The organism is Desulfobacter sp. (genome assembly GCA_028768525.1).
Classification (GTDB): domain Bacteria; phylum Desulfobacterota; class Desulfobacteria; order Desulfobacterales; family Desulfobacteraceae; genus Desulfobacter.
This window is the reverse complement of record CP054837.1, coordinates 5,452,430-5,477,647: the sequence shown is the minus strand read 5'-3', so window position 1 is coordinate 5,477,647 and position 25,218 is coordinate 5,452,430. Positions and strand designations below refer to the sequence as shown.

Here is a 25,218-nt window from a genome sequence, read left to right as displayed (position 1 = left end):
ATGTATGATGCGATCTATGGCGGGTCATACATACAATAATGAGGTGGTTATAACATGAATCAAAGGTACTTGATCCCCCTTACAGCTGTCTTTCTGCTTTTCCTTATGGCCTACATAGGGGTTGAGGGACTTGGGCTTCAGGTGGTCTTTGGTGTGATCTTTCCCTATCTTGCGGTTTTGCTTTTCCTGATCGGCTTTGTTAAGAAAGTCATGGGATGGGCTGCATCTGCCGTGCCGTTCAGGATTCCAACAACCTGCGGCCAGCAGAAATCCCTGCCGTGGATAAAACAGAACACCATTGACAACCCGAACACATCTGCAGGCGTTTTCGTGCGCATGGTATTTGAAATTTTCCTTTTCAGATCCCTGTTCAGAAACACTAAAGCGGCTTTTAACCGGAATGCGGACAACCGGCTTTCCTACTCCTGGGAAATTTTCCTGTGGGTTGGCGCCCTGGCATTCCATTACGCTTTTCTAACGGTCCTGCTCCGGCACTTCCGTTTTTTCACGGCACCGGTGCCCTCCTGCATCCAGTTTCTGGAATACATTGACGGCATCGTCCAGCTGGGCCTGCCCGGCCTGTTTGTTTCAGGTCCGGTGCTGCTTCTGGCCGCCCTTTTCCTTTTGGGACGGCGGATTTTTGATGCAAAGGTCAACTATATTTCCCAGGCAGCCGACTACTTTCCCTTGTTCCTGATCATCGGCATTGCCGCCACCGGCATTGCCATGCGCTACTTCACCAAAGTAGACATCATCGGAATCAAGGAATTGACCATGGGCCTTGCCACCTTCTCCCCGGTGATTCCCGAGGGCGTGGGCGGTTTGTTCTATGCCCATGTATTCCTGGTCAGCGTTCTCTTTGCCTACTTCCCCACGAGCAAGCTCATGCACATGGGCGGTGTGTTCCTTTCACCCACCCGGAACATGGCCAACAACACCCGGGCCAAGCACCACGAGAACCCCTGGAACTATGATGTGGATGTCCATACCTACGCTCAGTATGAAGATCACTTCAGAGACAAAATGATTGAAGCCGGCCTGCCGGTGGATAAGAAGGAGTAATAAATGTCTGACGAACTTACACCGGATGAAGCATTAGATAAAATAGACTATAGTCCCCGGTCGAAAGGCGAGCCGAGCAATTGGCTGGACACCACCAAGTCCGTTCAGATCAGGCCCGGCATGTACTGCTACGCGGCAAAGGCTGATAGCGTTAATACCCTCGGTCTGCCCAACGCCCGTGAATGGAACCCCCTTGACGACGACTGGAAGCTGCCCGAAGACTGGAAGGAAATCCTTCACAACGGCATCAAGGAACGGCTGGAACGGTTCAGAACCTTTAAGGTGTTCATGGACGTCTGCGTCCGCTGCGGCGCCTGCGCCGACAAATGCCATTTCTTCTTAGGCACCGGCGATCCCAAGAACATGCCTGTTCTCAGGGCCGAACTGCTCCGCTCCATCTACCGGAACGATTTCACCACCGCCGGCAAGATCATGAAAAAAATCCCCGGCGGCCAGCGCCTGCTCGGTGCCAGGGACCTGAGCCTGGAAGCCCTGAAAGAGATGTGGTATTACTTCTTTCAGTGCACCGAGTGCCGCCGCTGCTCCGTGTTCTGTCCCTACGGCATTGACACGGCTGAAATCACCATCATGGGCCGTGAGCTGCTTAACCTCATCGGGCTGAACATCGACTGGATTGCCACACCGGTTTCCAACTGTTACCAGACCGGTAACCACCTGGGCATCCAGCCCCATGCCTTCAAGGATATGCTGGAGTTCTTCGTTGAAGACATCGAAGACATCACCGGCGTGGACTGTACCCCCCAGTTTCAGAAAAAAGGGGCGGACATCCTGTTCATCACCCCCTCCGGTGACGTATTTGCCGATCCCGGCACCTATACCTGCCAGGGTTACCTGATTCTGTTCAAGTACCTCAAAGAAAAATACGGACTGGATGTGACCTGGTCCACCTACGCCTCTGAGGGCGGCAACTTCGGTTTCTTCACCTCCCATGAGACCATGAAACGGCTGAATGCCAAGATGTACGCCGAAGCCAAACGTCTGGGCGTCAAATGGATCCTGGGCGGCGAATGCGGCCATATGTGGCGTGTCATCCATCAGTACATGGACACCATGAACGGTCCTGCCGACTTCCTGGAAGTCCCCGTGAACCCCATCACCGGCACCCGGTTCGAGAATGCGGCCTCCACCAAGATGGTCCACATCACCGAATTCACCGCCGACCTGATCAAACACGGCAAGCTGGAACTGGACAAGAGCCGTAACGCCAACCGCATCATGACCTTCCACGATTCCTGCAACCCCGCCAGGGGCATGGGCCTCCTGGACGAACCCAGGTACGTGATTGAGAACTGCTGCGACAATTTCTATGAAATGCCGCCCAACACCATCCGTGAGCAGACCTTCTGCTGCGGTTCAGGTGCAGGCCTCAACGCCGGCGAAAACATGGAACTGAGAATGGCAGGTGCCCTTCCCAGAGCCAATGCGCTGAAGCATGTCCATGAAAAATACGGGGTCAACACCCTTGGCACCATCTGTGCCATCGACAGGGCTGCACTTTCCACCCTCTGCGAATACTGGGTACCCGATGTTGAGGTTGCCGGTGTTCACGAACTGGTGGGCAACGCCTTGATTCTGCCCGGTGAAAAGGAAAGAACCGAGGATCTGAGAATGGAACCCTTACCTGGCGTGGAGGAGGAATAACAATGACTAAAAACATGATTATTGCAGGACTTGCGGTTTTTGTAATCGCCGTTCTCTCCCCCTTCTGGTTTAACATGGCCACTGAAACCCAGGCTGCGCCCAAACCGGAACTTCTCGGCAAGGCCGCCCAGGCAAAAAAATGCGTCCTGGACAAATACGACATGCGGGCCAACCACATGTCCCTTCTGGACGAATGGCGGGATTCCGTGGTCCGTGACGCTGACCGCAAATACACTGCGGCCAACGGCCACACCTTCAACATGAGCCTGTCCACTGGTGAAAACTCCTGCATGGGCTGCCATGAAGACAAGGAAAAATTCTGTGACTCCTGTCACAATTATGCATCCGTAAGTCCCTATTGCTGGGATTGCCACACAAACCCCAAGGAGATTCAATGATGGAAAAGAGCAGAAGAAGCTTTTTGAAAGTAGCGGGTATCGCTGCCATCGGGTTGGGTGCTGCTCCGGCAATAAACTTTGCCGCATCTGATTCCCACGGTGCAGCCCATGCCGTGAAAGAAAAAAATGAAGAGGCCCTGCACGCTCACCGCTGGGGCATGGTTATCGATTTGAACAAGATGAACGAAGACGTGGCTGAGGCCATTAAAGAGGCCTGTCACAAGGCCCATAATGTGCCGGACTTCAACCACGAAGTGGATGGGGAAAAATTCCCCAACACCCGCCCGGTGGACCACCACCAGGAGATCAAATGGATCTGGTCCGAGGAATTCGATTCTGCCTTCCCGTACAAGGAAGATGAATTCCTGGCGGAAAAATTCCATCATCTGCCCATTCCGGTGACCTGCAACCACTGCAAGAACGCTCCCTGCACCCAGGCATGCCCCACCCAGGCGACCTTTAAACGGGAAGACGGCATCGTCATCATGGACTACCACCGGTGCATCGGCTGCCGGTTCTGCATGGCGGCTTGTCCCTTCGGCGCCAGAAGTTTCAACTTCCGGGATCCCCGCCCCTTTATCGAGGAAACAGATCCCAGCTTCCCCACCCGGACCAAAGGTGTTGTTGAAAAGTGCAACCTCTGCGCTGAACGCCTTGCCAAGGGCGAACGCCCCCATTGCGAAGAAGCCAGTGAAGGTGCCATTGTGATCGGTGACCTGGAGAATCCGGAATCTGAAATCCGTCAGCTGCTGGCCGAGAATTACACCATCAGGCGCAAGCAGTCCTATGGCACTGAACCCAGTGTATATTACATCGTTTAAGAGAGGCGAGTATGCTTGAGATAGCTATAAAAGGAAGTAAAAATTATTGGTTATGGATCTTGTGCCTGCTCGCCGTCATCGGCGCAGGGGCAATTGCCTACATCGACCAGTTCATGAACGGTCTGATGATCACCGGCATGAGCCGGGATGTCACCTGGGGATTCTATATTGCCAACTTCACATTTCTGGTCGGTGTTGCGGCTGGTGGTGTAATGGTGGTGATTCCCTATTACCTGCATGACTATGAGAGATTCCACAGGATCACCATCTTGGGTGAATTCCTGGCCGTTGGCAGTCTGGTCATGTGCCTGCTGTTCATCGTGGTCGACCTTGGTCAGCCCATCCGTATGCTCAACGTGATTTTCTACCCCAGCCCCAAATCGATGCTCTTTTACGACATGATCGTTCTCAACGGTTACCTGTTCCTGAACATCGTTGTGGGATGGAAGGTGCTGGAAGCGGAAAGAAACCAGGTGGCACCGGTATGGTGGACCAAACCCCTGGTCTATCTTTCCATTCCCTTTGCCATCGGCATCCACACGGTTACGGCATTCCTGTACTGCGGTCTTCCCGGGCGTGGATTCTGGCTCACCGCCATCCTGGCCCCCCGGTTCCTGGCTTCGGCCTTTGCTGCAGGCCCGGCCTTTTTGATCATCCTGTGCTACATCATCAAAAAGTTCACCAAGTTTGATCCGGGCTGGGAAGCCATTCAGACGCTGTCAAAAATTGTCTGCTATGCCATCATCGCAAACATCTTCTTCTTTTTCTGTGAGGTGTTTGTGGCGGTTTACTCCGGCATCCCCAGCCATTTGACCCATCTGAAGTATCTGTTCTTCGGATACCACGGACATGACATGATGGTGCCCTGGATGTGGACCTCTTTCATCCTCATGGGTACTGCCGCCGTATTCCTGGTGATCCCCAAGCTGAGATCCAACCCCACCCTGCTGCCCATCACCTGCGGCATGGTTTTTGTTGGCGCCTGGATTGACAAGGCCCTGGGTATGATCGCCGGCGGTTTTGTTCCCTCACCCCTGCACCATGTGACGGAATACGCCCCCACAGGACAGGAGATTCTCATTTCCCTGGCCGTCTGGGCCACAGGATTTTTGGTAATCACCATCCTGTACAAACTTGCAACAACCGTTAAAGAAGAGGTTCGTGGCTAAGCGTTACGCCCGAATCTTTATTTAATACCCAAAGGGGGCTTTATTCAAAAAATAAAGCCCCCTTTATTTTTCAGGCATATGAGTTATACCCGGATCATTCCCACCCCCACCCTCCCCCTGGAGGAACTGAAAAACAGGTTCCTTTCAGCCCTGTACCGTCCTAGAGACCTGTCCGGGCTTTTTGAAGAGGCCGCATCTGCAGCATCATCCAGCGAAACCGATGAAAAATATCTGAGACAGATCCTGACGGCCTGCAGGCGGTTCAACAGAAGAGACCATAAGGGCTACAGACAACTACAGAAGCTGCTGAGGGACAGAACCCGCAACACAGCCAATAGGTATACGGCAGCCGATGCATGGGCAGCAGAACTTGATCTAACGGAATGGCAGATGGATGAGGTCTTTCGTCAGGCCATCACCTTTCAGCTGACCTCCGGATGCTCCAATTACTGCCGGCGCTGCAATGAATGGGCCCTGCCCGGCGTCCGGGGGCATTTTTCCCGGGATGCCGTGGTGAAACTGCTGGGGGAACTGCTGGCCCGGGGGAATGATGATCTCGCCCTCTACGGCGGTTCAGACCCCCTGGACTGGACCGATCCGCCCCATGATCTGGGCCATGTTCTCGCCAGCATTCAAAACCGTCTTCCAGATCACCGGGACGGCCAGGTCCGATTCAGCATACTGACCAAAATTCCCAAAGGGAAACAGGAACTGGCCGTGCAACTGGTTAAACAGGGCATTCCCCTTTCCGTCAGCCTTACGGACCGGAACAGAGGGCGGATCGAAAAACTGGAACAGACGCTGGGCAGCAAACTGTCCAAACAGCACGCCACCTCAGACCTGCTCATCCCGGCCTGCCTGGATGAGGACTTCCAGACGGTGAAACCCTCCATCACCGATTCCTATGGTACGGAAATATCAACGGACGGCGCCTTCATCATCATCCCGGCCTTTACCTCCGCCCTTTATCCCTTTGGCCATAAAAAGATTCCAATAACCCGGGATACCCGATTCTTTCCTGTTAAAAAACTGGGCCGCCCTGCCCTGCTGGTAGATTATTTCAAACCCCTGGAGGCGAAGGGGCCTGATGGTATTTTCCATTTGGAGGGACTGCTGGATGTCCAGGTTGAAAACATCCTGCTGGACAATGGGGAATACGAACTGACCCCGCCGGGGATGCGCAGCATTAAGGAATATTTTGAAATTTTTGACGACCGGGCAAGGGTGCAGCGCAAAAAGATGACCCTTTCGGTCATCCGGCGGCTGAAAAAAGAATTTATCCGGAACGGGTCGTTTTCCGGGCTGCCCCCGGGAGTTAGACAGGCCTACCTGAACAAGATCGCCGCCCATTTGGATTTTACCCGGAAAACCAAGGTGGCTGCCGCCCGGGTATCTGCTGCTGCCTATCTCCTTGCCGCCGTCAGGGAATACCTCTCCGTCCCCACCCCTAAAACAGAGATCATCGGCCACTTAACCCAAAGGGAATTTAAACGGGTTAATACGGATCAGTGTTCGGCAGAGACCCGCCCCCTGTCAAATCTTTTCTCAGATCCGGCCCAGGATGCCTGGCAATTGTTCAGGTACCAGGCCCTGGCTCTGGTGCACGGTGAGTCTTCCGCCGCTGTGGATGAATTCATTGCCACCCAGCCGGCCCGGTATGACCCGGGCAATGACAGATTTATTCCCCAATTGGATTGCACCTCATCCTGACATGAATGATCTGATACACAAGGCCAGGCAACTCTGCGAAACCCTTGAAGGGCTGATTCACAACAGCCCCTGGGCTGACAGGGCCATGGAATTTATGACCACGGCGGGGCCGGTCCAGCTCACCGCACTCTTCCTGGTCTCTTCCATGGTCATGGTATGGCGGCTCAACGCCGTGGAGCAGAAGGGTTTTGAAGGCACCATGGTGGGGACCCTGATCATGCCCTATTGCTCGGGGTTTGCCAACCTGGCCTTTGCCTTTGTCATGGGGCGTTCCGGCGGGGCGGGCAGCCTGGTGCTGGAAAACTGCATCGTCAACAACGTCACCAATCTCACCCTTATACTGGGCATCACCGCCCTTTTCGGCGGAATGCGGGTCTATGGAAAATCCGGGGGCAACTCAAAGGACAAAACCGCCCGCATCGGATGGATTTCCCTGCTTCTGACCATAACGGCGCTGTTCTTTTTCACAGGCGCCGTCTGGACCCTGGCCCGGGACGGACAGCTGGACTTTTATGACGGGCTCATGCTCTGCGGACTCTTTGCCTTCTGGCAGGTGATCCATCTCTTTGAGGTGATGAAAAACAATGTCCGAAAAAAACAGCGCCTGCCGGCCTCACTTATCTTTGACCTTGCCCTGGCAGGGCTGGCGGCCTGGGCCTGCCTGTACAGCATTGAGGGGCTTGTGGCCTGGGTGACCGTCCACGGCAAAGGATGGCTGTCAATCAAAAACCTGGGCGTTCTCAGCGGCATCCTCATGGTGATTCCCAATGGACTGCTGGCCTTTTATTATGCCGGCCGGGGGCGGGCCGACATTGCCTACTCCTCCCAGATCGGGGACTGCCACATCTGTATTCCCCTGTGCATCGGGCTGTATGCCCTGTTTACCCCCATCAGCCTGCCGGCCAGCTTTATGCCCGGAATCATCGCCATACTGGCGGCGGGATGCGCCCATCTTGTTTTCACCACAGTGACGGGCCGGATCCCCAGGCTCATCGGCGGGGGGCTGGCCCTGGGATATGCCATTTTTATTTACAAAGGCGCTAGTTTTTAGATTTCGCTGATAATGGTCCGGTTGCGGCCCTGTTCTTTGGCCCGGTAAAGGGCCTGGTCAGCCCGGGAGATCCACTCATCCCGGGAAAGGGCAGCGGCCCCCTCTTCAGTGAGGCTGTTCTCTGCAATGCCGAAAGAAAGGGTGATGGAGAGATGTTTGCCCGTCACCGGCGCACCGGATCCGTCAATTTTTGTGAACTGATGGGCCTGGATTTTCTTCCTGATCCGCTCCACAATTTCAAGGGCGGTGGTGCCGTCGGTCTCATCGAAAATCATGAGAAATTCCTCCCCCCCGTACCGGCCGGCCACGTCGAAATTCTCCCGCATGGAGGATTTTAAAATACCGCCCACCTCCCTGAGGATCATGTCCCCCTGGAGGTGGCCCCAGGTGTCGTTCACCGCTTTGAAATGGTCGATATCGCAGAGGGCCAGGCTGGCAAAGGAACCGGCGCGGCGCTTGAACCGGCGGCAGACCCGTTCAACCTCTTCCTTGATTTTCCGGCTGTTGAACAGGCCGGTGAGGTTGTCGTTGACGGCCAGTTTTTCAAGCTGCCCCTTGATGAGGATGGTGGACAGGTAATTGCACATGATCCCGCAGACGCTGGCCTCGTAATCCTTTACCTGGGCCTCCTCGCCGGAGAAATCCCCGCCGAAAAGATATCCGCCCCCGAATGAATCGGGCAGAAAGATAAATCCCATGATATCGCAGCCCTGGCCCGGCACATTGATGGATGAGACGCTCCGGGTTTCAAAGGCAATGGCCTCATTGATAAATTTATAGTCCGGAGAGGAGAGGCAGAGCTGAAACCGTTTGCCCTCGTACAGGTCCGGCCGGAACCCGCCGGGGTCCGAAAGGCGGACCACCCTGAGCAGCAGGGAATCCTCCACGGCATTGGTGATCTTGTACAAAACGCTCACGTCAAAGGACATGGTCTTCTGCATGATCTCCAGGGGTTTGTCAAAGGCCTGGTCAATATCCAGCTCCCCGCCGGGGGCTGCCAGAAAGGAAGACAGCTCATTGAGCTTATTCAATACATGTTTGGCATCGGTTTCGAGTTTATCCATGTCATCTATTATAGCGGAATCCGGGCTGGACCTGAATCAGTTTTTTAGTATAGGGATGCTCCGGGCTTTTGATAATCTTTTCCGCGGTATTCACCTCCACGATATGCCCGTCCTGGATCACGGCCACCCGGTCGCAGAGATAATTGGCCGCGGCCAGGTTATGGGTGATAAACAAAAAGGTCATGTTGAACCTCTCCCGTATGGCGGTGAGCAGCCTGAAAAGCTGAATGGCAATGGTGGCGTCCAGCATGGAGGTGGGCTCGTCCGCCACCACAAACTGGGGCTCCAGGATGATGGCCCGGGCAATGGCCACCCGCTGGCGCTGCCCCCCTGAAAGCTGGTGGGGATACCTGGAATAAAAATCAGCCCCCGGGCGCAGCCCTACGGTTTCCAGCATTCTGACCACCTTGTCCCGGCGGCTTTCCCGGGTGCCGATGCCGTGGACCATCAGGGGCTCCATGACGGTCTCGGCCACTGAAAGGTGGGGATTCAAAGACTGGTAGGGATCCTGGAAAATCATCTGGACCTTTGACCGGAAGGCCTTGAGCCGTTCCCCGCACAGATCATTGACCGGCTTCCCTTGCAGCAGAATTTTACCACGGGTGGGGGACTCCAGTTTGACCAGCAGGCGTCCTGCGGTGGTCTTGCCCGACCCGCTCTGGCCCACCAGGCCGAGGATCTCTCCCTGGTTGATGGAAAGATCAATGGCATTAAGGGCAAGCACCCGTTCTCCCTTGGAAAACAATCGTTTCCTGGGATGGTAGACCTTGGTCACCCCCTTCATTTCAATCAGCGGCGTTCTGCCTGCGGAATATAGGCTCACGGCGCCTCCTCCTGGCCGGCCCGGCCGATCACCCCACCCTGGCAGCACAGGGCCCTGTGGGTGGGAGTAATCTCGATCCATTGCGGAAGGGCCGCCGTGCAGGCCGGCGAGCAGGCCGTGCAGTTCACCGCAAACCTGCAATGTCTCCCCTTCATGGTCAGGTCGGGCATCTCCTGCATCTTAGGCACCACAATATCATCGGCGTTGTCCAGGCTCAGATAGGAGCCGAGAAGGGTTCGCGTATAGGGGTGCCTGGGATCTGAAAAGACCTCCCGGGCCGGGCCGGTTTCAACGATCTGCCCCCCGTACATGACACAGATATCGTCGCAGATCGAAGCCACAACGGCAATGTCATGGGAAATAAAGATCAGGCCCGTGCGGATCCTGGCCTGGATGGCTTTCAGCCCCTTGAGGATCTGGTCCTGGACAATAACGTCCAGGGCCGTGGTGGGCTCGTCGGCAATGATGAGCCGGGGGGAACATGCCAGGGCCATGGCAATCACCACCCGCTGCTTCATGCCCCCGCTGTATTCATGGGGATAGTCCCGGCTCCTTTCCAGGGGGATTTCCACCAGTTCGAAGAGTTCCCTGATCCGCCGGTTGAGGTCGCGGTCCGAAATATCGGGCTCATGGGCCAGGATGGCCTCCCGGATCTGCTCATCCACCCGGTAGACCGGATTCAGGGCATTCATGGCTGCCTGGAAGATCATGGCCACTTCCTTTCCCCGCACCGACCGCCACTGGTTTTCGTTCAGCAGGGCCAGATTCCTGCCGCCGAACTCAATACTTCCCCCCATGAGCAGGCCATTGTCCGGCAGCAGGCCCATGAGGGCCATGCCCAGGGTGGTTTTTCCGCACCCGGACTCCCCCACAAACCCCAGGGGCCGCCCCTGCTCCAGATCAAAGGAAATGCCGTCCACCGCCTTGACCAGCCCCTTTTTTGTTTCATATCCCACGCTGAGGTTTTTAACGGAAAGCAACGCCATATCAGGACCCGTCCTCCTTTCTCAGCCTGGGATCCAGCACCTCGTCCATGGCCCGGCCCAGCATGTAAAAGGCCAGGGTGAGAAGGGAAATACTGATCCCCGGCGGAATCAGCCAATAAGGCGCCTGGAACATATGACCGGATTTCCATACCCATTGGAGCATCATGCCCCAGCTTACCTGGGAGGGATCCCCGAACCCCAGAAAGGAGAGGGCCGCTTCCACCAGGATGGCCGAGGTGACCCTGAAGGTCATGTACAAAAAGGCCAGGGGCAGGACGTTGGGCATGATGTGGCGGAAGATGATCCGCATGTGTGAGGCTCCGGCCACCCGGGAGGCCTCGATAAAGGGCCGCTCCTTGAGAGACAGGGTCTGGGACCGGATCACCCTGGATACGGCAGGCCAGCGCATCACGGCGATGATCAGGACAATGAGCCAGATATTGAACTGGCCGAACAGGGAGGCCAGGATCAGGAGAATCACCAGGGAGGGCATGACCATGATGATGTCTGCCGTCCGCATGAGAAAGGCATCCACCCAGCCTCCGGCATAGCCCGATACCATTCCGATCACCGTTCCCAGGACCACAGAAAAAAAAGCCGAGGTCAGCCCCACGATAAAGGCCACCTTGGCCCCTTCCAGAAGCTGGGCCAGAATATCCCGGCCCACATTGTCCGTGCCCAGCCAGTGACTAAGGCTGGGCGGGGTTGAAATCTTGATATTCGGGTCAATCCCGGTCATGGGGTCATACATGGGGCCCAACAGGGGCAAGAAAAAGCTGGCCAGGGCCATGACCATGAAGATGCCCAGGATAACCACCCCGGCCCTGCCCACGGCATTCTGGCTGAAAATCCGCCATCCCCTTGCAATCCGCCGGATATAATGGGTATTCAACACAGGCCGCGCCTCCTATCCAAAGGTGATCCGGGGATCCAGCCAGGCATAGAGCAGATCCACAATGAGATTGGCCGTGAGCACCACCAGGGCAATGAGCAGAAAACAGGCCTGGGCCAGGGGGTAATCGTTGTTGCTTACGGCGAAAATCAACTCCCGGCCGATGCCCGGCCAGGTGAATATCTGCTCGGTCAGGGCCCCGCCGTTGATGGAAAAGGCAAGGCTTAGGCCCACGCTGGTGATCACGGGAAGGGCCGCATTCTTGGCCGCATGTTTGTCACGGATATCTTTCTCGCTCAGCCCCTTGGCCCGGGCCGTGATAATATAATCCTCCCGGAGCACAGAAAGCATGGAAGAACGCATGAGCAGCAGGTACGCCCCCAGGTTGATGATGAACAGGGTCATCAGGGGCAGCACCATGTGGTGGATAAGGTCCAGCAATTTTTCCCAGAACGTGGCAGGCCCCACCCAGAGTTCCGGGGTCAGTACCCCTCCCAGGGGAAACAGCCCCAGTTTATACCCCAGGGCCCAGAGCAAAAGCAGGGCAAACCAGGGAATGAACAGGGTATAGCAGACCAGGGCGGAAATGGACATAAGATTGTCCAGCCGCCCCCCCTTGCGCCATGCCGCCACCTTGCCCAGGTAAACCCCGGCCAGAGCCGCCAGCACAGTGGAGGTGGTGAACAATAAAATGGTCCAGCCCAGCCTCTCCTTGATGATCTGGGCCACGGGCTCCCCGTAATGGAAAGAGACACCGAAACGGCCGGTAAAAAAATGCTTAAGATAAATGAAATATTGATCCCACAGGGGCCGGTCCAGCCCCAGCTGGGAGATCATATGCGCCATGTCCTCGGGGGTGAGCATGGGATCCACCACCTTTGAAACTGGATCACCCGGACTGAGGCGGAAGAGGAAAAAAAGCAGGGTAAGGATAATAAGAAAGATCACCCCGATCTCAAATATTTTGGCAATGATATATCCCGGTCTCATGGCGGCATCATTCCCCTCTTATGTTCCCCACGGTCGCTGACACTGGCCTATTCCACCGGCTTGACCACACACAGGGACCAGATGTTCCCGATGCCGTCCACCTTGGGCACCCATCCCCTGAACCGGGTGTTCATTGTGGCCTCGATAATGTGGGGATTATACAACGGCAGGTAGGGGATATCCTCAAGAATCATTTCCTGCATTTTAAAAATCAATTTCTTGCGGGCGCCCGTGTCCGTGAGGGTCCGCTGGAGATCGGCCATGGCATCGAACTCAGGATTGCTGTACCCGCTCATATTCCACCCCCTGGGCTTATCGTTTTTAGAGTAAAAAAAGGACCGCAGGTAATCGGGATCCAGATTTAACTTACCATACCCCAGCACAAAGGCATCAAAGTCATGCTTTCCCTTAACCGTGTCAAGCAGGGAATTAAAGGCCATGGGCCGGGAGAAGGCGGGCAGTCCAAGTTCCCTGAGCCATTCCTGGATCATGGTGCCGGCAAAGGCCCGCTTGGGATCATAATCCGCCGGCGGGGTGAGGATCACGAATTTCCCCATTTTGGTGCCGGCAGGGGTGATGATATCCGTGGGCGCAACAAGGTTGCCGTCGGCTTCCAGGGGCGGGGTTTCCCAGGAATACCCGGCCTCTTTCAAAATTTTTACGGCCTGCTGAATCCGCTGCGCTTTGGTTTTGCCCGCACCATATTGCCGGACCCCGGGGTTGTGCCAGAAATGGTTCCCCGATGGGATGACGGAACACATGGGCGTGCCGAAATTCTGGAGGATCCGGGTGAGGATGAATTCCTTGTCCACCACCGTTGCAACGGCCTGTCTTACCGCCTTGTCGTTGAACGGCGCCCGCCGCAGGTTAAACCCCAGGTAATACAGGGCGCTTTTTTTGTTAAAATAGAGATCAACATTATCCTGTTCTTTAAGATCATGGATATAGCCGGGCTGGATATCCCACCAATAATAATCGATATCCCCTTTTTTCAGGGCCAGGACCGCCACATCCGATGTCCCGTAGACCCTGAACATGACATCGTCCACATGGGGCCCCAGCAGATGTCCGCCCAGGGTCTCTCCCATACCGAAAAAATAAGGATTCTTCTTCATGAGAAGATAGGCCCCCTTTTTATACTCCTTAAGCATGAAAGGGCCTGTTCCCAGGGGATTGACCACGGCATGGTCCTGGAGTGACCGGAGGGGTTTTTCCCTGTCCAGGGCCTGCTGGGCAACTTGCGCCCATTCCTTTTTGGAGACAATGGGCGCGGTGAGCACCCTGGACATGAATATCGCCGACGGCTCTTTCAAATGGAAGACCACGGTATGGGCATCCAAGGCCTCGATTTTTTTTATTATTTTCCAGTTCGAATAATACCTGGGGACTTTGAAATCAAAAAACAATTGTTTGGTGAACAGGACATCCTCACTGGTAAACTCACTCCCGTCCGACCACTTGGCATGGCGGAGCTTGATGGTATAAGAGAGCGCCTCCTTGTCCACCACAGGCGGCTGGGCCGCCAGCCAGGGAATGATGTCAAGGGTTTCGGGATGGCGCCGGAACAGGGGCTGGTAAATCAGACTCAGAATTTTCCTGGAATTGGCATCGGTTCCCAGCCAGAGATTCAAAGACCTGGGATCTTCAGGCAGGCCGATCCTTAAAAACCGGGTATCCCCGCCCTTGTGGCAGGAAAAAAGCAATAGGACGGAAAAGGCGACTAAGAGGGCCGACAGAATAAATCCGGCCCAGTCCTCAGCGCCTCTCTTCAGTTTCCGGATGATCCACGGGGTCTTTATGGACACGGATTTCCTCCTCTATAAAGTCAACCACTTTTTTTTCAAGCTTCACATTGTCAAATTGATTAATCCTGGGTATGCCCCCCGGGCTGACCACATTGACCTCAATCAATTTGTCCCCGATGATATCAATCCCCACAAAATAGAGTCCGTCTTTCAGCAGCCGTGGCTTAAGCCTTTGGCAGATGGCTTTCTGGGCCTCGGTGACCCGGTGGCGGCAGGCGGTGGCGCCGGCATGGACGTTGGTCCTGAAATCCCCGGGACCGGACTGACGCCCCATGGCGCCGATGATCTCACCGTTAAGCAGAAGGATTCTGACATCCTCCCCCTCTTTCACGCCTTTGAGATATTCCTGGACCATGATGGGGGTCCGTTCCGGGTAGGGCCGGCCGGCCTGGACATAGAAATTGATCAGGGAATTGAGGTTTTCCGGATCCTGATTGCTGACCTTGATCACCCCCTGGCCGCCGTAGCTGTGAAGGGGCTTGATCACCATGTCGCCGCCGAATTCGTCGATGATTTTTCTCAGGCGCCAGGGGTCCCTGGAAACATGGGTATTGGGGATGATCTCCGGAAAGTTCAGAATATAGGCCTTGGAGCTTGCGCTGATCTGACCGTGGATGTCATTGACCATAAACACCTTATCGCTGATGGGGCCCAGAAAGGTCATGATCTCGTAATTCAGGGGGGGGTTCTTCCGTAAAAAGAGCACATCCAGGTCGGTGACAATTTCAAATATCAGCTCTTCACGGTCGAGACATTTTACCAGGGCCTGCCAATAGGCTTCGATGCCCAGGTCCGGGTCCACGCTGATATTCCTCATCCTGGCTACCACGGCATTATGCCGGATATACAGGTCATGGGGCTCCAGAAAAAAAACCGTGTATCCCCTCTGGTTGCACTCGTACATGATCTGGGAAGTGGTTTCCCACACCGGGTCGATCTGCCGTAAATCATCCATCAGAAATCCGATTTTCATTCCAACGCCTCCGGCCGACAATTATTCAAAACAACCAGGTACAGCCCCCTCTCCAGAACTTTGTAATGAATTAGGATCAATTCTTTTTATGCCATGGGGAAAGAGTTGTCAAACCGTTTTAAGGGAGAAATCCCTTTGCTCCCGGCCCCCTTTAGCCCGCCTTTTTGTTGACAAAAATCCCCTGGTGTACCATTTTATCTAGTTATAATCATGGAGGAACAAAATGGGAAACACGATTCTGGGAGATGATATCAATGCACGGGTCAGCCTGGACCCCCTTCTGGATTTCTGGAAAAAAAATTTCATGGGCCACGGCTACCTTGGGGACCTGTTTCACCGCCTGAAAGCTGGATTTGATAAAACCCCCGCCCTGCAGGGCAAAATAGACGACATCGGTATCATAAACGAACATTACGACCTTATCCAACCGCTGATGTCCGCGGTCTTTCCGCCGGCCACCTTTGAAAAGGAGATCGCCGGCGCCCTCACCCCCTGCACCCTTGAACCCTTTTTCGTCACCCCCGATTTCCAGCGCATATTCATAGATAATGACAATTTTTTCAAATCAGTAATTGAAAAGAATCCACGGGCTGAAATCGAAAAGAAACGGCTGAAAATCTATCTTCTCGTCCTTGAACGGATTTACGGCATATCCAGCAGGGATATTGCAAACCTGGACATCATCGCGCTGCCGGACCAGGAAACCGGGCTGCAACGGTATTTTGGGATTACAACCGATGCCCAGTTCATCAGAATCCGCCCCCTTGCCCCTCCGGCCAAGCTGTCGGCTGCCGATGAAATCCGGATTCAGGATCATATCACCGACATCGGCGTACTCAAAGAATACATCGATCTCACCCAATACGAATTTACCGGATTCACCCTGGTCCGTGCCATGGATGTGACGGAATCCCAGGTTATCTCCGCCCTGGAAAGGGATCTCATCGACCAGCAGTCCATTTTTTCCTCCGCCGGCATCAGCCTTCTGGAGAAACGGCTGCAGACCCTGTTCCAGAAGCCCCAACTGGCCATGGGCATCGGTGCGGTGCGGGGCGAACAGGTGATGATCATCAAAAATGACTGCAGCCCCACCATTGACTGCCTATTTTCCAATTCCGAACACATCAGCCTGGCCGACCTTGAAGGTTCCATCTGGATGGAGGCGGCCCTGGGCGACAAGGTGATGAGAATCGGGGACCTGGCCAAAAGAAAAAATATCCTGACATCGGAGGAACAGGCCCTTGCCGCAGGCATCCGCGCCATGCTCATCGCCCCCCTGACCTACCAGGGAGAGCCCATAGGCATCCTGGAAGTCTATTCGGCAACCCCCAATGACCTGGATCCCACGGATGCGGTTCTTCTGAAACAGGTGGCGCCCATATTTTCAGTGGCCCTTAAACGGGGGCTTGACGAGATGGATAAGCAGGTCCAGTCCATTATCAAGGAAAAATGCACGGCGGTCCATCCCTCCGTGGAGTGGCGGTTTGAGCAGGCGGCCCTCAGCCATATGGAACGGCTCCGCCTGGGTGACACCGCCTCGGAAATGGAACCCATCATATTCAAGGATGTCATCCCCTTTTACGGACAGTCGGATATCCGCGGATCATCCCTGGCCAGAAACAAGGGCATACAACAGGATCTTACCCGCCAGCTCGGCCTGGCCCTGGACATAATGAAAGCCGGTGAACAATTGCGGACCTGGCCCATTCTCAAGGAATATAAATTCCTGATTCAAACCCTTCTGGACCGAATTTCAAAGGGCATCACCTCGGGTGACGAAAGCGCCGTATACGGGCTGCTCAACCGGGAAATTTTTCCCTCCTTTGACGAACTGGGCACCCTGGGTCCCGAGGTGGACCGGGCAATTGCCGCCTATAAGAAGGCGCTGGATCCCGCCGCCGGGATGATCTACGACAAACGCAGGGATTATGAAGAAAGCGTATTCAAAGTCAATCAGGTTCTGTCAGCCTTTCTTGACCGGGAAGACGGACAGGTCCAGCAGAACTTCCCCCATTATTTTGAAAAACGGCAGACCGACGGGGTCGACTATATGATGTATATCGGGGCTTCCATGAATAAAAGCGGCCGCCTGGCCCCCTTCCACATCCAGGATATGACCCTGTGGCAGATCATGCTGGCCTGCGGCCTGGCCTGGCGGACCGAGCAGCTCAAGCCGGATCTAAAGGTGGCCCTGGATACCTGCCATCTCATCCTTGTCAACCACTCCCCCCTGTCCATCCGGTTCCGATTCGATGAAAAGCGGTTCGATGTGGACGGGGCCTACGATGTCCGGCAGGAAATCATCAAATCCCGCCTGGACAAGGCCCTTGTCAAGGGGACGGGAGAACGCCTCACCCAGCCCGGCCGGATTGCCGTGGTATACAGCACGCCGGAGGAGGGAAAGCAGATCCGGCGCCACATTGACTTTCTCACCACCCTGGGCAACCTCCGCAATGACATGGAACTGCTGGAACTGGACGACATGCCCGATGTCAGCGGACTCAAGGCCCTGAGGGTGGGGGTGGACCTGGCCGCAGCCCAGACCGGCAATATCATTGAAATGCGGGCCTGCTGAGCCCTGCAGCCCTTGAAAAAAGACATGCTTGACAATACCGATGAATTGTAATTGGATATCCAGACACCCTCAGTTGTTTAAGGATAAACCATGGCGGGACATATGTATTGCATCAATTTAAAGGGGATTGTTTTAGGCATTGCAGCAGTCTGCCTATGGTGCCTGATGCCGGCGCCCCAACCGGCCGCTGCCGGTGAAAACAGGATTTCCAACGATATGGGCATGACCTTTATCCGGGTGGAACCGGGCAGTTTCATCATGGGCAGCCCCATTACGGAGCCGCTCCGGGACAGGGATGAAATCCTACACGAGGTGACCATTCCTTCGGCCTTTTACCTCCAGGAAACGGAAGTGACCGTCAAACAGTGGCGGGCCGTCATGGGCACCCCCTGGATCGGCAAACGGAAAAGCGGGGAGGATATGCCCGTGACCCGGGTTTCCTGGTATGACTGCATCAAATATATTAAAAAAATAACCCTGAAAACAGGACAAAAACATCGCCTCCCCACCGAAGCCGAATGGGAATATGCCTGCCGGGCCGGTTCACAAACCGCCTACAGCTGGGGCGACACCATTGATTGTTCCAAGGCCATGTACGGCAACAACGTCAAAAAGAACAACAGCTGCACCCCGTTTTACAAGACCATGGACATTACACCGGATTCGCCGGCCCCGGTGAAATCCTTCCCCCCGAATCCATGGGGGTTTTACGACATGCACGGCAATGCATGGGAGTGGTGTGCCGATCCCTACCGGGATTACATGGCAGGCCCTGTCTCAGACACATATTCGGCAGCGGATTCAAATTCCCGCGTACGGCGGGGGGGCAGTTGGTACAAGCACGCCTCCTATCTGCGAAGCGCCAACCGCACCTACGCCCATCCCGCAGCCAAGTTCAAGACAACTGGATTCAGACTGGTACTTGAGGCGGATTAATGCGCAGACGGCTTCTGGACCTTTTAAAAGTATATGAAGAAGAGATCAGCCTGCTGCTGTGGACCATGGCACTGCTCTTCATTGTCCGAAGCTCGGGCATCATCCTGAACAATTACGCAGAAACCGCATTCCTCAAACGCTACGGTGTGGAGTTCATGCCCGTAGTCAGCATGGTCAATGCCGTGGCCACTCTCTTTATCACGGGATTTCTGACGGCCGGACTCAACCGTATCTCCGGTGCCAGGCTTCTCACTTACATATTTCTGGCATCGGGCCTTATTATCACCGCCATCCGCCTGCTTATCCCTTATGGATTTGAAGTGCTTTACCCCCTGCTTTTTATGCTTAAAAGCCAGTTTGAACTGCTCCAGGCCATGCTTTTCTGGAATATGTGCAATGACCTTTTCAACACCCGGCAGTCCAAACGCCTCTTTCCCCTGCTCACCGCCGGCGGGGTGGTGGGAATGATCCTGGGCTCCGTGTGCACGCCCTGGTTTGCCAAGTGGTTCAATCTGGACAACCTGCTCTACCTCTATCTTTTAACAACATTTACCGGGGCCGCCATCGTCCAGGCCATGGGCAGGAGTTATTCCGCCCTGATTTATCCGGAAAAAACCGGCAAGGGCGCCAAAAAGAAAAAATCCATGGCAGCGGAAATCCGGGAGGTATATCCCCTGGTCAAAAAATCAGCTCTCATGAAAATCGTCCTGGTCCTCACCTTTATGCCCAATGTGGTGGTCCCCATCATGAATTACCAGTTCAATTACGCCATTGACGACCAGTTTGCATCGGAATCGGCCATGATTGAATTTTTCGGGTATTTCAGGGGCGGACTTAACATGATCAGCCTCTTTATCCTGCTCTTTGTGGGCCGGATCTACGGCAGGTGGGGGCTGCCCGTGGCCCTGATGTTCCACCCCTTTAATTATATGATTGCATTTTCCGCCTTTCTTCTCCGGTTTGATGTGTTTTCCGCCATGTACGCCCGGATGTCCACCAACATCATCCGCACCACCATCAATGTACCGGCCAACGGGATTATCATCGGCCTGTTCCCCGAATCCTACAGAAATATGATCCGCCCCTTCCTGCGGGGCACCGTGGTGAGAATCGCCCTGTTTACCGGATCCACCCTGATCCTGGTCTCGGAGAACCTGTTTCACCCCAAATACCTGACCCTGGTGGCCCTGCCCTTTGTTCTGGCCTGGCTGGCAGCCCCCATTGTACTCAAGGCAAAATATTCAACGATTCTCAAGGATCTGATTTCCAACAATCTTTTAGATATTAAAAGCTTTTCCGTTAAAGAACTGGGCCAGATCTTCAACCAGGGGAAGGTATTGGAAGACCTGGAAAAATCCTTCCTGGCCGCCCGGGGAAAGGATGCCATCTGGTACGGGAAACTTCTGAGCAACTTTTCCCAGGAGAAACTTGACCACCACATCCTGAACAACCTGGAAGGGCAGGACGAGGCTACCCAGGTGGCCCTGATCAAAATGATTTCCGAAAACGCCCGGCCCAGGGCGGTAAAATCCCTGATCAGATTTCTGAATCCCCACCGGCCGGAGACCACCATTGCCATCCTGAAACTGGTAAGCCGGGAAGGATTCCTTGCCGTCAGGGGAAAAGACCTCACCCCCTATATTGAAAGCAGCCATCCGGTGGTCCGGGGCTTTGCCATGGGCTGCCTTTACTTCCAGAACCATGAAAAACAGATACCGGTGATCCGCCAATGGCTGGCCTCAAAGGAGATAAATCTAAGGCAGTCGGGCATTATCGCTGCGGGGTTAAGCCGGAAACATGAATACATCGACACCCTTCTGGCGATTCTTTCGGAAAAAGAGATTGACCCCATTATCCCCGATATCATCATTGCGCTCTCAAGATTAGGGGCCAGGGAACTGAATACGGTCATCTTTTCCTATCTCTCCCATGACCTCAAAGAGGTCCGACAGGCGGCCCTGGATGCACTGATAATCGACAATGACAGCGCTCTGAAACAGGCCGCCCTGATGCTGGGGGACATCTCAGAAGAGATCCATGAATTTGCCAAGGAAAAAATCAAAAATGCGGAATACCAGAACAACCGGGTGCTGGTGGAATGCCTCGCCCTGCCCGGCACCCGGATCCGGCGCGGGCTGTTCGAACTGCTGGAACAGATGGATATCAAAGGCTTTGACATCATTGTCTTTGCCAAGGAACAGATCGCCCGAAGCTATGCCTGCCTGGCCATGGGGGAAAATATCCGTGCCCTGCCCGGCACCCCGGTGCGGCGCCTGGCCGTTGAACACCTGAACCAGAAAAAAGAGCTCATCCTGGAAAACATCATCCGGGTCCTGGCCATCCAGGATAAAAGCGGGCGGATGAAAACCGCCTGGCGGGGGATTTTCTCCCCGGACACCCGGCAGCGGGCCAATGCCATTGAGCTGCTCAGCGACGTGCTGGACCGCAAAACCTTCAACGCCATGGTCCCCCTGCTGGAAAGCCCCACAGCCGAATCCGCCCTCAATGAAGGCAGAAATCAGGTCAAACTGCCGGCCCTTGATCCGGCCGGGAAAAAGGCCCTGGCCGCCCTGCTGGCCTCGGAGGACTGGGTGGATGTGGTCATGGCCCTGGACATCATCGGAGAAACCCGGGACATCATGGATATCCGCACCATGGCGGCATCCCTTGCCACCCGGGCCGACACTAGGATTTTAAAGGAACTTGAAATGGTGCAAGATCAATCTGAAAAAAGAGAAAAACACGGGAAACGGGTGAAATCCACTGAAATCTCCATGGGCGAAAAAATCCTGCTTCTCAAGGAGATTGAGATATTTTCCGGCCTCAGCGCAGCCGAGCTTGCCGCCATTGCAGCAGAGACAAAAGAACTGGATTATCCTGAAGAGGCAACCGTAATCCGCCAGAACGAGATGGGAGAAACCGTATTTTTGATCATCGACGGCAGGGTGGAAGTGATCAAGGAACTGGACCACGGTGAAGAGGTGGTATTGGACCATATCAGCGCAGGCGGCGCCTTCGGTGAAATGGCCCTTATAGATGATGCCCCGAGGTCCGCCACCATTCGGACCACAGAGCCCAGCCGATTCCTCATTCTCCACAAGCAGGAGTTCAAAGAAACCGCCATGGAATTCCCCAGAATATCACTGCAGATATGCTCGGTATTGAGTCAGCGTATCCGCTTTCTCCACGGCAAATTCCAATCGACGTAAACAAATTAGGATACCGCCTGCCCGACTATGGACTTTGAGGGCGGCCCCCGATGTCCGACGCGGTCATTCCGCCTTTTTCAGCTTCCGCTCAATGGTATCTGCCAAATCATCCCGCCCCCGCTCCCGGAGCAAGGGCACCATGGGCCGGTAAAACGGCGGCCGTTCCCGGATGGTGATATCGTACTGTGAAATATCCTCGGGCCGGACATCGTCAGCGGCAAAGGCACGGGTTCTATCCAGAAGCCCCAGGGCGGTGAGTTCGGTCATGGTACGCACGCATTTTTCGCATTTCCCGCAGTTGAGAAGGTCCGGTACATTGGCCAGGCAGACCCTGAAATTCTGGAAAGCCGCATCCCATTTTGACACAATCTTTATCTTTTCCAGCCGGGACAATTCATAGTCCCTGTGGCGAATGCGCAGACCGTAGGAGGAATACTCCGGGTCCAGCAGGGGATGGGAGCCGCAGGGATGCAGATTGGGGATGTCATAGGAAGAGCCGATGAACATGAGGCTGATGCGGCTGGCAAAGGAATGGGCCATGGCCGCCAGCACCGCCCCGAAAAAGGAATCCAGCCAAAGCTCCCGCTCATCGCAGAGATGGCGGATGTTGGTATATACCGGGATCAATGCGGTGCCGGCATCATCGGTGATCTTAGTAATGGCCTTGATGGCCCGGTCAAATACATGGTATTTGGCGCCCCGTGCCACCACCCCGCCGATATCAAAACCATGGAGAAAAAAGGAATCTTTCACATAGGCGGGATGACCCGTGGGATAATTCAGCCGGTTGAGCCTCAACGCGGCCAGGGAATCCATGCCGCCGGACATGACCATGCCGGCCCTGGGGGCGTCCGGGGCGGACACTGCCGACCGGGTCCCGGCCTCCACCGGGATGGGGGCATACCGGCCGCCGGTCCAGTGGGAAAGAATGTTCATGGCCACGCCGATACCCTCCTTTAAAAAGGGGCAGACCTCCCCTTCCACAAAGATCCGTTTTTCGCCCAGGTGGAGGGCCGGCAGCAGGCAGCCCACCAGGAAGGCATCGGGGTTTGCCGTAAACCCGCCGGCATATTCAGTCGTGGTTCTGATAAACAGGGTTTTATCCGGCCGTTCCGAGTCCTCAAACACCACATGCACTGATGCGGTAAGTGCCCCGGCCTCCGCGGCCAATTCAAAATCTAAAAGTTTCATCCCCCCTCCTTTCCGGCTGGTTTATCTGCAAAAGAAAGGGCATGATCCAGAATCATCCCGGCGATGTTCAGGCCCGTGGCCGACTCCAGCCCCCTGAATCCCGGGGAATAGTTGACTTCGCCGATAACGGGTTCCCTCCCGGGCAATACCATCATGTCCACCCCGGCCACCTCAAGGCAACAGGCCCGTGCAGCGGACACCGCCATCTGCTTTAATTCACCGGCCAGTTCCATGGCCCTGGCACGGCCCTGCTGGTGGACATTGGCCTTGAACTGCCCCGGCGCCGGGGTCAGGGCCATGGCACCGGCCACCCTGCCGCCAATGACCAGGGCACGGATATCCGTCCGTCCCTTGGGGGGCAAAAACGCCTGAACCACCAGCCCTTTCCGGGGGGTAAAATGGGCGTCCAGATAGGCCAGGGCCGCCTCATCCGTCTCAAGTTTGGCCACGCCCTCCCCGCCCATACCGTCCACCTGCTTGGCCACAACGGGGAAGCCCCCCAGCCGTTCCACTGCAGCAAAAAAATTATCCCTGCAATTGACAAAAACGCAATCCAGCACCTGAAGCCCTGCCAGGGAGAGCTGCTGAAGGCTGATAAACTGGTTCCTGGCGATGGCCACCCCTTTAATACCGTTCACCAGGGGAATATCCATGGCCGTAAAATGCCTCAGCAGCACAAATCCGTATTCGCCCATGGGTGCCCCCTGCCTGGGCATAACCAAATCCGGAAGCCCGGCCTTATCCCCCATAAACACACTGGCGCCGGCACGGTTCAAAACGCAGCCCATGCCGTAGGGATCTATGAGCTGAATCCTGTGCCCAAGTTTAGCGGCCTCTTCCTTGAACCTCATATTGGGGTGGAAGTCAAAGCCGTTCACGGTCATGATGCCGATGTTCACGACCCAGGCTCCTTCATGGACCCGGCCCCCGGCCCCTGAATCCAATCTGCCGGAACCATGTGCTCGGGCATCCAGACCCCCATCTCTTTTCCCAGCTTGTCGCTGAGATACGTGGTAATCTTCCGGGTGTTGTTCCGGATGGCGATCTTCTGGGTGGCCAGATTGTCTTCGGAAATAATGGAAAAGACCCTGACATCTGTTGCCCTTGCGGTGAGTCCCTCCAGGAGTTTTGCCCCGATGCCCATGGCCCGGTACTCCGGACGCACCGAGGTGTATCCCCGCTCCACACATTGGGAGAAATCAATTCCCGTCATTTTTTTTAACCGGTCGATGAATACCTGCCGGGGGTGCTTCAGGCTTGAGTTGCCTGCAATAATTCCCTTTTCAACCGCATAACCGATGAGGTAGGCCCGTTCCAAATTGGCCCGGACATGGGTAATGTCCACGGAACCGCCGGCATCCACCATGGCGACCAGCGTTTCCATGAGCCGGGGCGGGATCTCTTCAGGGCGCTTGAAAAAATACTCAAGCCGGGTGCCGGTTTCCCATATCTCGCCGGTCTCCCTGTCCTTGCGCAGGCGCAGTAATTTCTCCTTGCCATGGGCGGCCACCAGATCCAGCAACTGCCCGGGAGTCTGTGCGTCCCGCCACAATGCCCTCCCCGGTACCCGGGGCAGCGTATTATAGCTGAACAATTCGGCCGGTGCAGCCGTCGAAACATGGTGTGATTCGGCACCTTCATTTTTAAAGGAATGAACAATATTGGGATTATTGGCAATCCAGTCCCTGTCCGGCATATCCGGATCAAACAGTCCGCTGCCGGACACATGGTTCCAGAGCCCAAGTTTTGAGGCCCTCCAGAGCAGTTCTCTGGGCAACCCGCCGCCTTTCACCTGCCAGTTGACCATGGCGACGCCCTGATCAATAAATTGGGATACGCATTTCGCCACAAACCCGATGTCTGTTTGCGGGCCTATATCAATCGTCTTTTTCTTCACGGAA

Annotated in this window: 20 protein-coding genes; 10 read left to right on the top strand and 10 right to left on the bottom strand. The window is 55.2% G+C overall.

Annotated elements, in window-relative coordinates; translation table 11 throughout:
- Positions 1-54: 54 nt before the first annotated feature.
- From dsrM to HUN04_24045, 7 genes are all read left to right on the top strand, one after another.
- Positions 55-1,062 (top strand): sulfate reduction electron transfer complex DsrMKJOP subunit DsrM, encoded by a 1,008-nt coding sequence (gene dsrM / locus HUN04_24075; GenBank protein WDP92632.1) that lies wholly within the window; start codon positions 55-57, stop codon positions 1,060-1,062.
- Between the two features lie 3 nt (positions 1,063-1,065).
- Complete coding sequence (locus HUN04_24070; protein ID WDP92631.1) at positions 1,066-2,724, top strand: (Fe-S)-binding protein; 1,659 nt, start codon at positions 1,066-1,068, stop codon at positions 2,722-2,724.
- A 2-nt stretch (positions 2,725-2,726) separates the two neighbouring features.
- Positions 2,727-3,122: a sulfate reduction electron transfer complex DsrMKJOP subunit DsrJ gene (gene dsrJ / locus HUN04_24065; GenBank protein WDP92630.1), complete on the top strand. Its 396-nt coding sequence runs from the start codon at positions 2,727-2,729 to the stop codon at positions 3,120-3,122.
- Positions 3,119-3,943: a 4Fe-4S dicluster domain-containing protein gene (locus tag HUN04_24060; protein ID WDP92629.1), complete on the top strand. Its 825-nt coding sequence runs from the start codon at positions 3,119-3,121 to the stop codon at positions 3,941-3,943. The genes dsrJ and HUN04_24060 overlap by 4 nt, the downstream gene beginning before the upstream one ends.
- 11 nt (positions 3,944-3,954) lie before the next feature.
- Positions 3,955-5,112 (top strand): polysulfide reductase NrfD, encoded by a 1,158-nt coding sequence (nrfD, locus tag HUN04_24055; GenBank protein ID WDP92628.1) that lies wholly within the window; start codon positions 3,955-3,957, stop codon positions 5,110-5,112.
- 78 nt (positions 5,113-5,190) lie between these two features.
- Positions 5,191-6,822: a hypothetical protein gene (locus tag HUN04_24050; protein WDP92627.1), complete on the top strand. Its 1,632-nt coding sequence runs from the start codon at positions 5,191-5,193 to the stop codon at positions 6,820-6,822.
- A gap of 85 nt (positions 6,823-6,907) precedes the next feature.
- Entirely contained in the window at positions 6,908-7,873 is a 966-nt protein-coding gene (locus HUN04_24045) for a sodium:calcium symporter (GenBank protein ID WDP93392.1), read from the top strand.
- On the opposite strand, the gene HUN04_24040 is transcribed toward HUN04_24045, so the two are convergent.
- From HUN04_24040 to HUN04_24010, 7 genes are read right to left on the bottom strand one after another with little or no spacing between them, the layout of a single operon-like run.
- A complete protein-coding gene (locus tag HUN04_24040; GenBank protein WDP92626.1) occupies positions 7,870-8,937 on the bottom strand; it encodes a GGDEF domain-containing protein in 1,068 nt (355 codons plus the stop codon). The genes HUN04_24045 and HUN04_24040 overlap by 4 nt on opposite strands.
- A 1-nt stretch (position 8,938) precedes the next feature.
- Positions 8,939-9,841: an ABC transporter ATP-binding protein gene (locus HUN04_24035; protein ID WDP92625.1), complete on the bottom strand. Its 903-nt coding sequence runs from the start codon at positions 9,839-9,841 to the stop codon at positions 8,939-8,941.
- A complete protein-coding gene (locus HUN04_24030) occupies positions 9,757-10,746 on the bottom strand; it encodes an ABC transporter ATP-binding protein (protein WDP92624.1) in 990 nt (329 codons plus the stop codon). The genes HUN04_24035 and HUN04_24030 overlap by 85 nt, the downstream gene beginning before the upstream one ends.
- A gap of 1 nt (position 10,747) precedes the next feature.
- Positions 10,748-11,641 carry an ABC transporter permease gene (locus tag HUN04_24025; GenBank protein ID WDP92623.1) on the bottom strand — a complete coding sequence of 298 codons (894 nt, stop codon included), beginning with the start codon at positions 11,639-11,641 and terminating at the stop codon, positions 10,748-10,750.
- A gap of 12 nt (positions 11,642-11,653) precedes the next feature.
- Positions 11,654-12,628 carry an ABC transporter permease gene (locus HUN04_24020; protein WDP92622.1) on the bottom strand — a complete coding sequence of 325 codons (975 nt, stop codon included), beginning with the start codon at positions 12,626-12,628 and terminating at the stop codon, positions 11,654-11,656.
- A 47-nt stretch (positions 12,629-12,675) separates the two neighbouring features.
- The gene (locus HUN04_24015) at positions 12,676-14,433 is read right to left on the bottom strand and encodes an ABC transporter substrate-binding protein (protein ID WDP92621.1); all 1,758 of its coding nucleotides are present in this window, start codon (positions 14,431-14,433) and stop codon (positions 12,676-12,678) included.
- A complete protein-coding gene (locus tag HUN04_24010; GenBank protein WDP92620.1) occupies positions 14,384-15,406 on the bottom strand; it encodes a glutathione synthase in 1,023 nt (340 codons plus the stop codon). The genes HUN04_24015 and HUN04_24010 overlap by 50 nt, the downstream gene beginning before the upstream one ends.
- 223 nt (positions 15,407-15,629) lie before the next feature.
- Here HUN04_24010 and HUN04_24005 point away from each other — a divergent pair, with 223 nt between their 5' ends.
- From HUN04_24005 to HUN04_23995, 3 genes are all read left to right on the top strand, one after another.
- Complete coding sequence (locus tag HUN04_24005; GenBank protein ID WDP92619.1) at positions 15,630-17,981, top strand: GAF domain-containing protein; 2,352 nt, start codon at positions 15,630-15,632, stop codon at positions 17,979-17,981.
- Between the two features lie 90 nt (positions 17,982-18,071).
- Complete coding sequence (locus HUN04_24000; protein ID WDP92618.1) at positions 18,072-18,917, top strand: formylglycine-generating enzyme family protein; 846 nt, start codon at positions 18,072-18,074, stop codon at positions 18,915-18,917.
- Entirely contained in the window at positions 18,917-22,126 is a 3,210-nt protein-coding gene (locus HUN04_23995; protein ID WDP92617.1) for a cyclic nucleotide-binding domain-containing protein, read from the top strand. The genes HUN04_24000 and HUN04_23995 overlap by 1 nt, the downstream gene beginning before the upstream one ends.
- A 63-nt stretch (positions 22,127-22,189) precedes the next feature.
- Here the strand turns inward: HUN04_23995 and HUN04_23990 are convergent, their stop codons facing one another.
- Genes HUN04_23990 through HUN04_23980 form a run of 3 tightly spaced genes read right to left on the bottom strand, consistent with a single transcriptional unit; the run spans position 22,190 to position 25,214 of the window.
- On the bottom strand, positions 22,190-23,317 hold the full coding sequence (locus HUN04_23990) for a hypothetical protein (GenBank protein WDP92616.1): 1,128 nt from the start codon (positions 23,315-23,317) through the stop codon (positions 22,190-22,192).
- Positions 23,314-24,216, bottom strand: coding sequence for a RimK family alpha-L-glutamate ligase (locus HUN04_23985; GenBank protein WDP92615.1), 903 nt, complete (start codon positions 24,214-24,216; stop codon positions 23,314-23,316). The genes HUN04_23990 and HUN04_23985 overlap by 4 nt, the downstream gene beginning before the upstream one ends.
- Positions 24,213-25,214: a hypothetical protein gene (locus tag HUN04_23980; protein WDP92614.1), complete on the bottom strand. Its 1,002-nt coding sequence runs from the start codon at positions 25,212-25,214 to the stop codon at positions 24,213-24,215. The genes HUN04_23985 and HUN04_23980 overlap by 4 nt, the downstream gene beginning before the upstream one ends.
- Positions 25,215-25,218 lie beyond the last annotated feature (4 nt).